Origin of the sequence: Mesorhizobium sp. C399B, assembly GCF_030323185.1 — a bacterium.
Lineage (GTDB): Bacteria > Pseudomonadota > Alphaproteobacteria > Rhizobiales > Rhizobiaceae > Mesorhizobium.
This window is the reverse complement of the sequence record NZ_CP100472.1, coordinates 1,330,741-1,346,384: the sequence shown is the minus strand read 5'-3', so window position 1 is coordinate 1,346,384 and position 15,644 is coordinate 1,330,741. Positions and strand designations below refer to the sequence as shown.

The 15,644-nt window shown below is 62.3% G+C and carries 14 protein-coding genes; 1 reads left to right on the top strand and 13 read right to left on the bottom strand.

Translation table 11 applies throughout. The annotated features are described in order from the left end of the window. Nucleotide 1: 1 nt before the first annotated feature. From NLY36_RS06455 to NLY36_RS06395, 13 genes are all read right to left on the bottom strand, one after another. Complete coding sequence (locus tag NLY36_RS06455; protein WP_023736072.1) at nucleotides 2-418, bottom strand: c-type cytochrome; 417 nt, start codon at nucleotides 416-418, stop codon at nucleotides 2-4. Further along, nucleotides 399-1,277, bottom strand: a complete 879-nt coding sequence (locus tag NLY36_RS06450; protein ID WP_023681114.1) for a cytochrome c oxidase assembly protein — start codon at nucleotides 1,275-1,277, stop codon at nucleotides 399-401. The genes NLY36_RS06455 and NLY36_RS06450 overlap by 20 nt, the downstream gene beginning before the upstream one ends. Beyond that, nucleotides 1,274-1,615 (bottom strand): hypothetical protein, encoded by a 342-nt coding sequence (locus NLY36_RS06445; RefSeq protein ID WP_023687807.1) that lies wholly within the window; start codon nucleotides 1,613-1,615, stop codon nucleotides 1,274-1,276. The genes NLY36_RS06450 and NLY36_RS06445 overlap by 4 nt, the downstream gene beginning before the upstream one ends. After that, on the bottom strand, nucleotides 1,615-2,220 hold the full coding sequence (locus tag NLY36_RS06440) for a cytochrome c oxidase subunit 3 (protein ID WP_023687808.1): 606 nt from the start codon (nucleotides 2,218-2,220) through the stop codon (nucleotides 1,615-1,617). Before NLY36_RS06440 ends, NLY36_RS06445 begins: the two co-directional genes overlap by 1 nt. Continuing rightward, entirely contained in the window at nucleotides 2,217-4,193 is a 1,977-nt protein-coding gene (ctaD, locus tag NLY36_RS06435) for a cytochrome c oxidase subunit I (protein WP_023736071.1), read from the bottom strand. Before ctaD ends, NLY36_RS06440 begins: the two co-directional genes overlap by 4 nt. Beyond that, nucleotides 4,190-5,203 (bottom strand): cytochrome c oxidase subunit II, encoded by a 1,014-nt coding sequence (gene coxB / locus NLY36_RS06430; protein WP_023736070.1) that lies wholly within the window; start codon nucleotides 5,201-5,203, stop codon nucleotides 4,190-4,192. The genes ctaD and coxB overlap by 4 nt, the downstream gene beginning before the upstream one ends. Next, nucleotides 5,200-5,733: a c-type cytochrome gene (locus NLY36_RS06425; protein ID WP_023668011.1), complete on the bottom strand. Its 534-nt coding sequence runs from the start codon at nucleotides 5,731-5,733 to the stop codon at nucleotides 5,200-5,202. Before NLY36_RS06425 ends, coxB begins: the two co-directional genes overlap by 4 nt. Then, entirely contained in the window at nucleotides 5,730-6,521 is a 792-nt protein-coding gene (locus NLY36_RS06420) for a substrate-binding domain-containing protein (protein WP_023815901.1), read from the bottom strand. The genes NLY36_RS06425 and NLY36_RS06420 overlap by 4 nt, the downstream gene beginning before the upstream one ends. A 58-nt stretch (nucleotides 6,522-6,579) precedes the next feature. Beyond that, nucleotides 6,580-8,457: a methanol/ethanol family PQQ-dependent dehydrogenase gene (locus NLY36_RS06415; RefSeq protein WP_023691428.1), complete on the bottom strand. Its 1,878-nt coding sequence runs from the start codon at nucleotides 8,455-8,457 to the stop codon at nucleotides 6,580-6,582. Continuing rightward, entirely contained in the window at nucleotides 8,454-9,236 is a 783-nt protein-coding gene (locus tag NLY36_RS06410) for a heme-binding protein (protein WP_023712209.1), read from the bottom strand. Before NLY36_RS06410 ends, NLY36_RS06415 begins: the two co-directional genes overlap by 4 nt. 273 nt (nucleotides 9,237-9,509) lie before the next feature. Further along, a complete protein-coding gene (locus NLY36_RS06405; RefSeq protein ID WP_023691427.1) occupies nucleotides 9,510-10,559 on the bottom strand; it encodes a chemotaxis protein CheB in 1,050 nt (349 codons plus the stop codon). Between the two features lie 141 nt (nucleotides 10,560-10,700). Then, on the bottom strand, nucleotides 10,701-11,669 hold the full coding sequence (locus NLY36_RS06400; protein ID WP_023691426.1) for a manganese catalase family protein: 969 nt from the start codon (nucleotides 11,667-11,669) through the stop codon (nucleotides 10,701-10,703). Between the two features lie 370 nt (nucleotides 11,670-12,039). Next, on the bottom strand, nucleotides 12,040-15,192 hold the full coding sequence (locus NLY36_RS06395; RefSeq protein ID WP_023736069.1) for a GAF domain-containing protein: 3,153 nt from the start codon (nucleotides 15,190-15,192) through the stop codon (nucleotides 12,040-12,042). Between the two features lie 220 nt (nucleotides 15,193-15,412). Between NLY36_RS06395 and NLY36_RS06390 the strand changes: the two genes are divergently transcribed. Further along, nucleotides 15,413-15,637, top strand: a complete 225-nt coding sequence (locus NLY36_RS06390) for a hypothetical protein (RefSeq protein ID WP_023736068.1) — start codon at nucleotides 15,413-15,415, stop codon at nucleotides 15,635-15,637. Nucleotides 15,638-15,644: the final 7 nt, after the last annotated feature.

The window sequence follows — 15,644 nt, the reverse complement described above, 5'->3', positions numbered from 1 at the left end:
TTTACCTCAAAGCATAGAGATAAGCGGCGATGTCCCGCGCCTGTTGCTCGGTGATCCTCGTCGACGGCATGGCCGTGTGCGGATTGACTTCCCTCGCCGAGCGTATCCAGCGGATCATGTTCTCCGGATTGTTTGCCAGCAGGCCACCGATAAAGACCCTGTCGGCAAGGCCACCGTCCAGGCGGGGTCCGACCTGGCCTTGCGCACCCGGCACGCCGGGTATCGTATGGCAGCCGGAGCAGCCATTCGCCCTCATGATCGGAATGGCGCGAGCGCCTACGCCCCCGGTCGCCGCATCCGACTCGTGCCGGACACGGTCGCGCCGGTCGGACCACAAGGTCGCCGCTGCTACAGCCGCGGTCAGCAGCAGGATTGCGGCAAGGGCGCCCCCGATCAGCCTACCCAGGTCGGAGCGCATGTGTTGCCTCCCTGGTTGCGCTGCTGCTTATCCACAGGCCGGCGAGCAGCAGGGCGGCGCCGCCATAGATCAAGCCGGCCGGAACCCACATTACCAATCCGGCAAGTTGCTGGTCCTCGATCGCGGTCATTCCCCACAATGCCGCGCCGGCGCCATTCTCCGGATACCAGAGTTTGGGCGACATCAGCAGCAGGACACCGAGCAGGCCGGTATGAAGCGAGGTGAAGAAAAGATGCATGACGGAGTTGCCATAGGTTTGCTGTCGACCGGGGCGCGGTAGGAGCGCCCACCAGAACAGCAAGGCTGTGCCGAGGAAGCTCGCATGCTGGGCATAATGGAGAAAGCCCTGCTGGAGCGCTGCCTGGAACAACGCCGGAATGTGCCAGATCCAGATGGCGACGCCGTGAATGATCGTCGCGTTGAGGGGGCGGATCACCAGGGCCCAAACCGATTGCAGCGTCTTTGCGCGCGTGAGCTTGCCCGTTCCGCGGCGAAGTGAGGCCGGCAAGGACCAGAGCAGGACTGCGCCTGGGCACGCGGCGACAAGGAGAGGCGCCGCCACCGCCATCAGCAGTTCATGCTCGATCATATGGGCGGCAAACACCCGCTCGCCGAGCGCATGGATGGGGCTGACCAGTGCTGCCGTCAGCACGCCCCAACCGGCGGCGAACAACAACGCCTGCCGCATCCGCTCGGGACGGCCTCGGCTGCTGCGGCGCCACAACCGAGTCGCTCCGATGGCATAAAGGAAGGCAATCGCGGCCAGCGGAAACGTGATGGGAAATGCGAGCGTCCATCCGGCCTCGGGCGCGCCGGCGCCGTAGCAGATCGAGGTCGAGAAGAACGCGTCGAAGCTCATCGCAGGCACTCGTCGAGAATGAGAGCCGCGCTGCCTTGCATGATGATGACGAGGGCAAACAGCAATGCCGCAAGCATGCCGAGATCGGCGACGAACTGCTCGGTGCTGCGCGTGCGCTCAGGCTTGAAGGCGGCGCCGCCCTGCCGCTTCGCCCGCCATGACAAGGCACCGCCGAGCAGCGAAAGCACGGCGAGCACCAGTGCCACGGGAAGCACCACCGGCACCTGGCGGTTACACTGCCATGGTACGAGTGCGTAGTTCAGCTGCGTCGAGATTGCCCAAGCCATCGGCCCCGACAGAAGACCAGCCCAGGACGTTCCCATTTTCAACGCACGCATCAGCCTAGCCTCGGCATCCAGTAGATGAGCAGATAGATCGGGATCCAGGTCAGCACCACGAAATCCCAATAGAAGACATTGTCGCCGACATCGCCGAAGCGCCGGCCGCTATAGCCATGGCGTGTGAACATCAGCACCGTCAAAACGATGGTGTCGCCGACATCGGTGATCAGGTGTGTGGTGTGCAGCCCGAGCAGCACCCAGAGCATCGAACCATAGGCGTTCGTGTCCCAGTAGATGTTCAGCGCCGGGAATTCGAACCAGCGCACGACAAGCGGGGCCAGACCGAGCAGCGACATCACCACCAGCCCGATCCGCACCGGCACGATCGCGCATTGCTTGGCATGGCCGTGGAGGATGTGATTCGGCACCACGCTGATAATGAACAGGATGGTGACGATCGTTCCGGGCCAATGGTTGGGGTGCGGGGCGCTTAGACGCCAGTTGGGCCACAAGGTCGCGAGATAGAGATAAGCGCCCGCGGCCAGCGCGAAGCCCATCCCCTCCAGTGCCATGAAGCCGAGCGTTCCCCACCAGGTCGGACTGCGGGGGCCATGTCCAAAGGTCGGGAGGGCGGAAAGATCCAAGTTGGGACGCTCACTCATCCCTCATCCTCCGGGTCGTCCTTGGGCCAGAACCAGCCGATCAAGGTGATGGCAATCGGCGCAGCGCCCCAGACGATCGCCCAGGGCGTGAAGATCGAATAGACAAACGTACCGCCGACGGCGATTGCCGCCAGCAGCGGCCAGATCGACGGTGTCGCCGATTTCTCGCGAATGTCGGGATGGGCTTCCGCCACGGTTGAGATCAACAGCTCACGGACATCGACGCGGAGACCGGTCGCCACAGGCAGCGCCTCGCGTTCGGCCCAGAGCGGCTCGACATGTGTGACAATCGGTATCCGCGCGAAATTATAGCTTGGCGGCGGCGAAGACGTCGCCCATTCGAGCGTACCGGCATCCCAGGGATTGTTTCCGGCCAGTGCGCCCTTCAACGCGCCGTGTATAAGATTGAACGTGAACAGTACGAAGCTGAGGAAAAAGAGCACCGCGCCGGCGCTGATGAACAGGTTGATGTTGCCCCAGCCAAGCTCGGCCGGATAGGTGTAGACCCTGCGTGGCATGCCCCAGAGCCCGACGAGATGCATTGGGAAAAAAGCCGCGTTGAAGCCGATGAAAGCCAGCCAGAAATGCCAGCGCCCGAGACGCTCGCTCATCATGCGGCCGCTGATCTTGGGGAACCAGAAATAGGCCGCGCCCAGCAGCGGGAAGACCGAACCGCCGATCAGCACGTAATGGAAATGGGCGACGACGAAATAGGTGTCGTGCACCTGGAGGTCCAGCGGCACCGAAGCGAGCATGACGCCGGTGAGGCCGCCGATGACGAAGATGAAAAAGAAGCCGAACACGAACAGCAGCGGCGTGCGCATCACCGGCCTGCCGTCCCACAAGGTCGCCAGCCAGCAGAAGATCTGAATGCCATTGGGGATGGCGATCAGCATGCTCGACGCGGTGAAGAAGCTGGCGCCGAGCTTGGGTAGCCCCGTCGCGAACATGTGATGGACCCAGAGGCCGAACGAAAGGAAACCGACGGCGATCAGCGACAAGACCAGCCCGAGATGCCCGAACACGGGACGCCGGGCGAAGACCGGGATGATCGCGGAGACCATGCCCGTCGCCGGCAGGAAGATGATGTAGACCTCGGGATGGCCAAAGAACCAGAACAGATGCTGGAAGAGCAGTGCGTCGCCGCCCTCGGCCGGGTTGAAGATATGTGTGCCGACCAGCCGGTCGAGGATCAGGAAGGTCGAGGTGATCATCACCGCGGGCATGGCGAAGACGACGACGAAGGAGGTAACCAGCATTGCCCAGACGTAGAGCGGAATCCTGTCCAGCGACATGCCGGGGGCTCGCTGCTTGAACACGGTGACGATGGTTGCCACCGCGACGGCCAGTGAGGATACTTCTGTATAAGTGATCATCTGGGCCCAGACATCGGCCCGCTTGCCCGGCGCGAATTCGGGGCCTGACAGCGGCACATAAGCAAACCAGCCGACGTCGGGCGCCATGTTGAGCGCGAAAGACACCCAGGCGAATATGCCGCCCGAAACATAGATCCAGTAGCTGAACGCATTCAGGCGGGGAAAGGCGATGTTGCGGCTGCCGACCATCAGCGGGACGAGATAGATGCCTGTCGCCTGCACGATGGGCACGGCGAACAGGAACATCATGGTCACACCATGCATCGTGAACAGCTGGTTGTAGAGGTCCGGGCCGATCAGACCGCGCTGCGGCCCTGAGAGCTGGATGCGCATGGCGACAGCGTTGAGCCCGCCCAGGCACAGAAACACGAAGGCGGTGATCAGATAGCGCCGTGCGACGACCTTGTGGTCGACGCTCGACAGCGCGCCGATGATGCCGGGGGGCGTGCGCCATGTCCGCGCCAGCCAGCGATCCAGGCTGGCATCGTCCATGCCGGTGTCGCGCGGTCCGTCATGCTCGGGTGCGACGTCGCCCGCGGTAGAGGTTTCACGCACCGGCGGCAGGTCGCGTTCGCTTGTGAGGTCCGCGCTGCTCATTTAAGCGCCTCGAGATAGGCGACCATGGCGTTGAGCTCGTCGCCGCTGAGCTCCACCACCGGCATGTGGGATCCGGGCTTGATGCCCTGTGGGTCGGCTATCCAGGCGGCGAGATTGCCGCGGCTCATCGTCAATGTCCCGGCGGCAAGCGTCTGCCGGCTGGCTATATGGGTGAGGTCGGGGGCGACCGTTCCTCCGGCAGGCGTGCCGCCTATTCTGTGACACACCACGCAAGGGCGCTTCAGAAACAGATCCTGGCCGGCCTTGGCCTCGTCCCCCGTCGGAGTAGCTGCCGGCTGCAACTGGTCGTTCCACCAAGCGTCGAACTTCGCACGCGGCTCGGCGATGATGAAGGTACCCATGTTTGCGTGCTGCGCCCCGCAGAACTCGGCGCATTGACCTCGGTAAACACCAGGCTTGTCGGCCTTGAGGTCGAGCACGTTCATGTGGCCGGGAATGAGGTCGAGCTTGCCCGAAAGGCTCGGAATCCAGAAGGAATGGATGACGTCGGTCGAGGTCAGAAGAAGCCGCACCGGTTCCCCGGCGGGAATATGAATCTCGTTCGCCGTGGTCAGGATGCGGCTTGGCGTGGCATCCTCATAGCGCACCTCCCACCACCATTGATGGCCGGTGACCCGAATGGTCAGCGCGGCATCCGAGCCGATCGCGGCGAGCGTCCTGTTGGCGAAGAAGCTCAGCAAGGTCAGTCCGATCAGGACAATGGCGGTCAATCCGACGGCGGTCATCACCGCGCGCAGCTTCCGGTCGTCGGCGCCGGCCTCGATCGCGAGCGGCTCCGCCTGCGCGCGCGACCGCATCATCAAGGGCACGACGAGGGCGATCATCACCAGCACCCACACCACGGCGCAGAGCGCGGTGAAGAACCAGATCAGCCATGCCAGTTCGCTCGCCGCGGGACCTTTCGGGTCGAGGGCGGATTGCCAGCCCGCGCATCCCTGGAGCAACAGAGCGCCGGCGGTGGCGAACGCCATCGAGACGAGACGTTTCACGGCGACTTCCCCAGCGTGGCCGCGTCCGGCATGCGGTTTTCCGAAGGATGCGCCATCATGTCGTCATTGCGTTGCGGCGCGGCGGAAGACGGCGCGTTGCCGCTCAGCGAGCGCACGAAAGCCGCAAGCTCCCAGATCTGGTCGTCGGGAATCTTGTCGCGGAAGCTCGGCATGCCGTTTGGCCGACCGTCGCGGATCGTGGCATGGATGCTTTCGATCGAGCTGCCATAGAGCCACTTCTGGTCCATCAGGGCCGGCCCCATGCCGCCGCCGCCATTGGCGTGGCATCCCGAACAGTTGAACCAGCCGAAAAGCCGTTTCCCTTCGCTCATATGGAAGGCGTTGGCCTCGAAGCTCGCCGCCTTGTTATCGCTGGCGGGGGGGCGCTGTCCGCCGGGCTCCAGCGTGGTCACAGGCGTCGGCTGCTCGCCCGATCCGAGCGCCGATTGCGGGCGCGTGTCACGTTCCTCGCGCTGGCAGGCAGCGAGCGCCAGGACTGGAAACAGGAGCATGGCCACAACGGCTCTCATCGCACCGGGCTCCCCGAGGCATCGAGGCGCGGCACGCCATACTGTGACAGCAAGGCATCTATCTCGACCTTGTGCCTGGACAGGGCGCCATTGACATCGCCGCGCAGCGCATCGTCTTCGCGGCGGACGCCCATCGAGATGTCATAGATCATCGGCAGTTGCGGTCCATCGATGCGGGGCGCAACCGGCGTGATGCGGAGCGGCACCTTCTGCCTTGCGGCGAAGTAGCCGGCGAGGGGGCCCCAGACCACGGCAAGGTCGATCTCGCCACTCGCCACCGCTTCGACGATGCGCGCCGGCGGGTTGGGGGCGGAATAATCGCCATAGACCGGATAGCCAACGAGGTGCCCGACGATACCGCGGCGGCCAAGCGCCTGGACCGGAGGCGAATTGGCGCCATCGTCGCCGATGAGCTGAACACCGATCCGCATGTCGCGCAGCCGCGGATCATTGAACGATGCTACGTCGGGGCCGTCCCTGCGGGTGACGAAGACATAGGACGATCGGTAGTAGGGCGTGGTGGTGCGCAGCATTTCGAGGTTGCTCGGCGTGCCCGGCACGAGATCGCACAGGCCCGCCTTCAGCGTGTTGCGGATGAAGCCGCGGCGCTGCGCCCACCAGGTATAGGTCAGCTTCGCGCCGAGATCGGACGCAACGATTTCGGCGATCCTGTTCTCGAAGCCCTGACCGGCCGCGTTGGAGAACGGCATGTTGTTCGGATCGGCGCAGACCCTCAACTCACGTGCGTCGGCTGTGGCCGTCAAGAACACGAAGGCGATGGCGGCCATGCCGATCGCCAGTCGTTGACACGCCTTTCGCGCCGGACCTACGGTCAAGTACAATTCATCAAGGCAGCCGGAACACATAAAGCGTGCCTCCCGAGGTTGTCGCGTTCTTCAGATCCTTCATGGCATTGACGAAACCGAGCGCGGCGGTGGCGTCACGCGGATCAAGATCGCCCGATACAATTGCGCCGGCCCAGCCGCCGACGCCTGAGAGGATGGCGACATATTGGTGCCCGTCGGGACCGCGATAGGTGATAGGCTGGCCGATGATCCCGGACGAGGTCTTGAACTGCCAAAGCAGGTCTCCGGTCTTGGCGCTGACCGCCTTGAACCAGCCTTCCATCGTGCCATAGAAGACAACGTCGCCGGCGGTCACCACCGCGCCGCTCCATACCGGGAAATTCTCCTTGAGGCTCCAGGCGGGTTTCTCCGCGGCGATGTCCCAGGCGGTGAAGGCGCCGCGATTACCGCCGGGCCCTGGTATCATGCGGACGTTCATGCCCACATAGGGCGTGCCGGCGATGTAGTTCACCTCGACGCCTTCTTCATCCATGCACAGATTGTTGTGCGGGATGTAGAGCAGGCCGGTCTTCGGCGAGAACGCGGAAGGCTGCCAGTCCTTGAGGCCAGACGCCGTCGGACAGATATCGCGAACGACCTTGCCGGTGCCGGTCTTCTTGTCCGGATTTACGATCAGTCGACCGGTTTTCAGGTCCACACCTTTGCTGGAGTTTACGGGACCAAAGGGTTTTGCCGACAGCACCTCGCCGGTTGTCCGGTCGAGGATGTAGAGATAGCCGTTGCGCTCCGGCCGGATCAGCACCTTGCGCGGCTTGCCCTGCCAGGTCATGTCGAGCAGGATCTGCTCGTTGATGCCGTCATAGTCGTGGAGGTCGTGCGGGCTCCACTGATAGAACCATTTCGCCGCGCCGGTGTCTGGATCGCGCGCGAAAATGCCAGACGTCCACTTGTTGTCGCCCGGCCGCAAATCCGGATTCCATGGTCCGGGATTGCCGGTGCCGTGGAAAATCAGGTTCAGATCGGGATCATAGGAAATCCAGCCCCACATGTTGCCGCCGCCGATCTTCCAGGCTTCCGGCGGCCACGTCGTGACGCCAAGATCCTTGCCTTTGTCCATGTCGTAGTGCGGCTTGAAGTCCGATCCGATCAGCACGTCCTTGTCCGGCCCGGTGCTATAGGCGATCCAGACGACATGACCGTCGCCGGCGTCGAGCGCCTTTACCCAGCCGCGAACGCCCATCTCGCCTCCGGAATTGCCGACCAGCACTTTGCCCTTCACCACAAGCGGCGCCATGGTGATGGTCTCGCCGATGTTGATGTTGCCGACATGAGTGTTCCAGATCGGCTTGCCCGTGTTCGCATCAAGGGCAATCGTGTGGCCGTCCAGCGTATTGAAAAAAATGCGCCCGTCGGCGAATGCCACCCCGCGGTTGACGACGTCGCAGCAGGCCACTCCCTGTGCCGCCGGCTCGGGATTGGGTTCGTACTTCCACTTCATCGGGGCGCCGGGCTTGGAGAGATCGAGCGCATAGACGAAGTTGGGAAAGGGCGTCACGATATACATGGTGTTGCCGACGACCAGCGGCGCTGCTTCCTGGCCCTTGTTCACGCCTGTCGAGAACGTGAACGCGACCTGCAGGTTCTTGACGTTGCCTTCATTGATCTCGGAGAGTTCGCTGAAGCGCGTCGACGCGTAGTTCTTGGCCGGCATCGTCCATTGGCCGTCATCGGGTGGCGAGGCTGCGGCTGGCGGTACGATCGCTGGTGTTTTAGGAGGCTCGGACGCAGCGCCCAGAAGCAGCACGCAGGCGAGCAGCGTCACCAGAAGGATAGCGCCAAAGGAATTCCCGGCTGCCAATTTGCGGGTACGTCGTTCTACGTCAACGCGCGTTAATGCCAACTGCGGCATAGCTTTCATTTATTGATCGAGCCTCCCACGCCGGCGCCGAGTTCGGCCGCGATGTCGGCCTCCGTTCCGGCACAAAGCGGATGGCCCCAGCCCGAAGCGCTTTTGCCGCCGGGGTCCAGATCGTAGACAATGGCATCCTTGCGATTTGGATTGACGCCTGCCGGGACCTTGTCGAAGCCGAGCGCCGCGCGGATACGCCAGGCGACATTGTGATCGGCGCATGAGGAATCGCCTGAAACGCCGAGGCCGCCGACAATGCTCTTGCCGTCGTAGAGGGCAAGCCCGCCGCCAAACACCACGACGCCTCCGATCGGCTTGCCGACGAGCGGGTCGCCGGCGCTTCCGAACGTTTTGGGATCGCCCGTATAGGCCGCGGCCTGGTTGACGGGATTGGTCTCCTGCAGGCCAAATAGCGGTCCGCCGGGCTGCACCCCCGCATAGAGATTGGCCGTCGAGAGGGCCATCTGAGCCAGGCTGAGACCGTTGGCCGTGTTGGCTTTCTCCGCTGCTATGAGCCGACTTCCCGGCCATTGCGAGTCGGGGGTGGGGCCGCTGAACGCAATCGCGCAGACAGTGCCGTCACGGGCAACGATGGCTGCCCATTCGTTGGTTTCAAAGCCGCCATTGGCTGGTCCGCCGCTTGCCTTCACGTTGGCTTTGAGGGCTGCAAGCAGCTTATCGTGATCGGCCGGACAGGGTTCCTGCGCCATGGCCTCGTGCCCGTGGAACAGGCCACCCATCAGCAACAGCAGGCCAAAAAGAGGTACGAAAAGCTGCGAGCGATACATTGTCCTGGCATTCGTTTACAAAACAAGGACCACCCAGGCAGACCGCAGAATGCGAGGATACGTCCAATGGGTCAGTGCCTAACTCGCGTAATGCTTCTATGTTCCTGCTTTGCATAAAATTCGTGCAGTTGGATTTGGGTGCAGGTGTTCAATCAAAGCATGGGACCTGGATACCCGTGGCCACAGGCCAAGCGGTGAGGCAACGCGGCTGATCCAGGAAAATGCGATCGGGATGGCGCAGACGCACCCGCCCTGACAAACGCTGTTGCCTTGTCACGGCGTTCGACGATGGATGATCTCTTCAATAAGTTTCGCGTCGGCTTCGTATTCCGCGGCCCGCGCAGCCATTTGGCTGGCCAGGCTGTGTCTTTCCCGCGCGGCTTCGCGTTTTGCCGTACGTTTCGCCAACTCAGCCCGCTGCTGGTGCGCTCTTAGAAGGCTCCAAAGCGCCTGTTCCGCATCGTCAGCCTGGGCCTGCATCAAAACGTCTGCCCCGAACGCATGTCCGGTGTGGCAGCGGTAACGGGTAATCGGCCCGTCTTCTATCTCCCATAGGGGGCCATGACATTCGGGGCAGACAAATGTCGAGGGGGCGCCAAGCTGGCCTTCGGTCAGTTCCATTGTGCTGTGCTCCTGAGCTGCAATCGCTGCCTCAAGGCGGATGCCGGACGGGATTTCTGGTGTCGGTCCTGCGATTTCGGAAGCAAGCCTGTGCAACAGGCCAGCCATTTCGGACAGAGGGACGCAATGGTCGATTTCCACATTCTGCAAGGCGCTCAGCGGCATGTCGGGTACCGCAGCGTCGCCGGGGTCCTGGACTACGCTGACGCCTCCGCACATCTTGACTGCGTGCAGGCCGGCGGTGCCGTCGGAGAGGCTGCCTGTGAGCACGACGCCGATCACGCTGCCGCCAAAGCTGCAGGCCGCCGATCGAAACAGGGGGTCGATGGCGGGGCGCGCCAGGTTCTCGCGCGGCCCGCGCCGCAGCAGCATATGATCGTCATGTAACAGAAGGTGAGCTCCGGGCGGTGCAACGAAGATGTGCCCGTTTTTAACCTTCATGCCGCTGGAGGCATTTGCAACGGGCATGTTGGCAGCGCGACCGAGAATGTCGCCGAGGTAACTCGTGGGACCAACGTGCTGTACGACGAGGAGAGCCGCCGGGATGTCCGGCGAAAGATCGCGGACAAGTCTCTTCAGCGCGTCGACGCCGCCGGCCGATGCTCCGATTGTCACGATGCACCGGTTCTCGCAACCGTCGGGACGGACCTTATCCGGCTGGCCCGCACGCTCCGAATCTGATCGTGGTGCGGCGGTGGCCATGGTTGCTTCACCCACATTCAGCACAGATGTCGATGCGAGCGCTCCGGCCAGTCCGTTGCTGGTCGGATGCCCTGCCTTCGTCGGTGTTAGCTTCCGGCCGCATCGCGGAACATAGATGCCCGCAATGATGTCGGCTCTGTACTAACGCCTACGTGCGCGTTTGACAGCAGCCTCTGCCACGGCCGGGGCCTCCTGAATGCTTGCCGCGCCGCCGAAATCGGCGTTCTTGGTACGGCCAGCTCCCGGGCCCGCTCCTAGATCAGCGCCTGTTGTCGGATCGGAAGCCGGATCGGAAAGCGTACGGTCGGCCATCCTGGCCACCACCTTCAGGTCTTTGGCCCCCAGCTTGACAGTTGCCAGGCCGTCTCCGCCGTCGACGGGCATCACCTCTTCAAGGTCATCGATCCGATCCCACTCTTCGCCGGAATTCCATGGGCCAGCGACATCGCCGTCGCCTTGAGAGGTGTTGACATACATGCTGGCGTACTTCTCTACGCCTGGGAGCTTGCCGGAAGGGAAATTGTTTTCGATCGCGTAGAGTGCTTTCTCGAACGACTTCTGGTGCGCGATCTCGCGGGTCATCAGGAAGCCGAGCGCGTCCTTGATTCCCGGGTCGTCGGTGATGTTGATGAGGCGTTCGTAAACGATCTTGGCGCGGGCTTCGGCGGCGATATTCGACCGCAAATCCACCGTAGGTTCACCGCGCGAGTCGACATAGGCCGCGGTCCAGGGAACGCCGGCTGAGTCGCACAGCGCGGGAGCGCCGCCGAACAGAATTGATTCCTTGGCTGTTGTGCCGCTGGCGCCGATCATCAGGTAAAGGTCCGCTTCCTTCATTTGGCCCTCGGCCAGCTGTGCCTTGAGCCCCTTGTTGAGCATGGTGACGATTGATCCCACCACTTCGAGATGGCTGAGTTCTTCGGTCGCAATATCGAGCAACATGTCGCGACGGCCAAGATCGTCCTCGCCAAGCCCTTGCGTGAAATAGCGCATGGCCGCTGCAAGCTCGCCATCGGCGCCGCCGAACTGTTCCATGATCATGCAGGCCAGGCGAGGATTCGGCTCCGAGACGCGAACGGTGTATTGCAGGCGCTTGTTGTGCATGAACATGGACATCTCTCCGGTTAGATCATCCGAACATCCCGGCAAGTTGATTGTTCCATCCGGCCATCGGCCAGCGAGCATTTTTACGGCAGCTTCAGTGTTGAGCATCGCAGGGAGCCAGAGGCGGCATTTATTTGTCGCCGGGATTTTCCGACTGGCGACCGGCGGCAACGAGATTTCGATCGTGCTGCGCCATCACGGCAATGAGCAAGGCGGCGGATGGGCAAGAGGTCGACAAAATCTGGAGGGATACTGGCTCGGAAAAGTGAAGCCGGGCCATGTCAATATGATGTCGGTGTCCGGCCCTTTTCGCTGCACACCCACGCGGCAAACGGCGTGTTCGGTCACGGGGCGAGCGTCGCGGGCTGTTGCCCGTTCACTTTCGATCCAGCACCTTCCGGACTTTCTCTGCCAATTCGTCGATCGTGTAGGGCTTGGTCAAAAGTTCGGTTCCGAAATCGAGCGTGCCGTTGTGGACAATCGCATTTCGTGTGTAGCCGGTGGTGTAGAGCACTTTTAGCGACGGGTGCATTGTCTTGACCTGATCCACCAGCTCCCGGCCCGACATCTCCGGCATCACCACGTCGGTGAACAGAAGCGACGGCACTTGCCCCCTTTCGACGGCCACCAGCGCTTCGCGTGGACCTTGCATTTCCAGCACGGAGTAGCCCAGTTCCCGCAGCGCTTCCGCGGCCATCAGCCGGACGCGATCTTCATCCTCGACAACCATGATGATCTCGTCTGCACAGCCGGGGTGCTCGCCTGCCACGACGTCGATTTGGCTGTCGAGCACGCCATGGTGCGAGCGCGGCAAATATATTTTCAAGGTGGTTCCGATGCCCTGCTCGGAATAGATCTTCACACTGCCGCCGGACTGGCGAACAAACCCATAGACTTGGCTGAGTCCCAGCCCGGTGCCTTTGCCGACCCCCTTGGTGGTGAAGAACGGATCGAAAGCTCTTGCGACAACATCAGCAGTCATGCCCGTTCCTGTATCGGTGACCGCTATCATCACATACTGGCCGGAGGGGATCGCGTTCTCCCTGGCATAGCGATCGTCGACGTGGGCGTTTGATGTCTCGATCGTCAGCTTGCCGCCGGCAGGCATGGCATCCCTTGCGTTGACGCAAAGGTTGAGCAGCGCGCTTTCCAATTGCCCTGCGTCGGCCTCGACATGCCATAGGCCCGCAGCGAGCACGGTCTCGATCTGAATGGTCTCGCCAAGCGTCCGGTTCAGCAATTCGCTCATACCGGAGACGAGGCGATTTGGATTCAGCCGCTTCGGCGCCAGTGGTTGCTGGCGGGAAAAGGCGAGCAGTCGCCTGGTAAGTTCTGCGGCACGTTGTGCTCCATCGATCGCGCCGGTTACGAATTGGTGGACGTTGGTATCGCCGTTTCTGAGCTTGCGCTGCACAAGGTTCAGGCCGCCGATGATGACGGCCAGCATATTGTTGAAGTCGTGCGCGATGCCACCGGTGAGCTGTCCGACAGCTTCCATCTTCTGGGCTTGGCGCAGGTGCTCTTCTGCTCTGGCGCGTTCCGCTACTTCATCTTTGACACGCTGTTCGAGCGTGCCGTTGAGTGTCTGCAGCGCCTTGAACAGTCGGGAGTTGTCGATTGCCGTCGCGGCATGGCCCGCAAGCCCCAGCAAGGCCGCCTCTTGCTGTTCGGCGAAGACGCCGATTTCTGGATGGCCAAGGAAGAGGCCACCCAGCACCTCGCCCGAACGCGAGACGACCGGCACGGCGAGATAGGAACGCACCGGCAGATGGCCCTCCGGCATTCCCTTGCGGGGCCAGTTCTTGCCGTAGCGCGGATCGGTGAGGATATCGTCGGAACGCACCACGCTTGTTCCGCGGAAAGTGGGCTCGAACACCGCGGTGTTGCGCGGCATCGGAAAGTTTTCGAAAGCAGAACGAGGTGCCCCCGACAGGGCGTAGAGCACATAGCTGTCGCCCTTGTCGTCGATCACATTGTAGAAGAAAGCTCCGAATTGTGCGCCCGACAGCACGACGCCGGCATCGGTTACCGTCTGGACAATTCGCTCCACGTCAAGCTCGGCCGCCACGGCTGCCGCAGTAGCGTTCATCAACTGAAGCTGATGCTCCACCCGCTTTCGCGCGGTGACATCAACCACGGTGCCGATGAAGCGGATCGCACGGCCGGACTGGAAAAGCGCTTCCCCGGTTGCGGCAATCCAGCGCTCCTTGCCATCCCGAAGGCCGATCGTCCGGTATTCGATGTCGTAGCGGGAGGGGGTGCCCGGCGCGAGCGACTGGCGTACGGCCTCGTCGGCCCGTGCGCGATCTTCCGGGTGGAGGCCCGCCAGGAAGGCGCTTTCATATGTCACCTCCGCGTCCGGCGGCAAACCAAAAAGGGCTTTGCACCGGTCGTCCCAGCGCAGCACTCCGCTGATGGGATCGTAATCCCAGGTGCCAATAGCGGCCGCGTCGGTGGCAAGCCTCAGCCTCTCCTCGCTGGCCCGTGCCGCCTGTTCCGAGCGAACGCGCTCGATGTGAGCCCAGGACCGCTCCGTCACCTCGGTCAGCAAGGACAGTTCGCGTTGCGACCAGACGCGGCGCTGCTTGTCGTGGATGGCCATCAGGGCAGTCAGTCGGCCTTGTTTGACCAAAGGCATACAGATGGTTGCCGTTATCCCGATATCCTGAAAGGTCTTCGCTTCCTCGGGAGCAATTTCCTCAAGGTTGTTGTTGATGATAAGCGGCTTGTTGGCGCTGAGGTTGGTGACAGCCAGGCGACCGAAATCGGCAAGACTGTAATATCCCCTGATGCTGGGCGAGCCAGGTGCGCTCCAATCGCCGCGGATGGTGAAATGGTCTTGGTCCTGCTCCATGTCGGCATAGGCGCAAATCGAGACGCCAAGATGTTCGCCGAGGAGCCGAGTGGTGATCTGCATGACAGCATCGGCGTCGGCCGCGAGGGCTATCTCCCTGCCGAGGCGGTCGAGAAAAGCAAGGCGTTCGGCGTTCTCACGCAGGGCCAGTTCGGCGCGAAGGCGTTCTATCGCCGTACGCGTCCGGTCCGCGACTGCCGAAATGAGGGCTACTTCCTCCGTCGCCCAGCGTCTGGGCGCGGAGTGGTTCAGGTATAACAGCGCCACCAGCCCGCCATGCTCGGTAACCGGCATGTTGATGACGGATTGGGCGCTGATGGCTTTGAGTGCCTCCGCATGGCTGCTGGTTCGCGGATCTGTCTCGGCGTTTTCAAAGACAACGGTTTCGCCTCGCTTCAAATCCTCGATATACGAGCCGTAGTTCCTGAAATTCAGCGTCCCAGCCAGGCTTTTGATGCCTGGCGCGTTCCAGTCCCTGTCAATGGTGATCGTTTCTTTCTCTAGATCGATCGTGCCGTATCCGGCTCGGCTGATGCCAAAATGGTTCCCCAGCAGTTCCGCGGCTGCGTAGGCCAGTTCTGCGGGATCCGTAATCTCGCGGATACGGTCGCCCAACGCTGCCAAAAGCTCGAAGCGCTGCAGTTCAGATCGCGGATTGCTTGAAGTGGCCCCCATTTCGCCCCCGTTTTGCCCGGACTTAAATGCAGTCTGCGGCCAAGAGTTCCCCGCAGGACGGCAGTTTCTTTGGGGGGCCGGTCAGCCGAACACGCCGCACCGGTCATAGGTTAATGACAGCTTGGCGCGCTGTGGCGGATAAAGGGGAAACCAGCGGGCACTTGACGAGCTCCCGCTGGCTGGGTGCCCGAACCGCACTTCACTCGTTTGGAGACGTTTGATGCTTGACCGACCCATTCTTACGAATACGGACGCTCTCTATCCAGACGATCTGAAAACGCTTCGGTCGGTTTTCGACGCGCTGTGTGAGGAATTTGAGATTTCGTCGGACACTACCGCGGCAGAATCCATCGCGAGAGAGCTGGTCAGACTTTTCCAGACCGGGATGACGGAAGCGGCCATGCTGATGATTGCCGTGCGCGCACGTTGGCAGGGTGATTGGTAACTGGGAG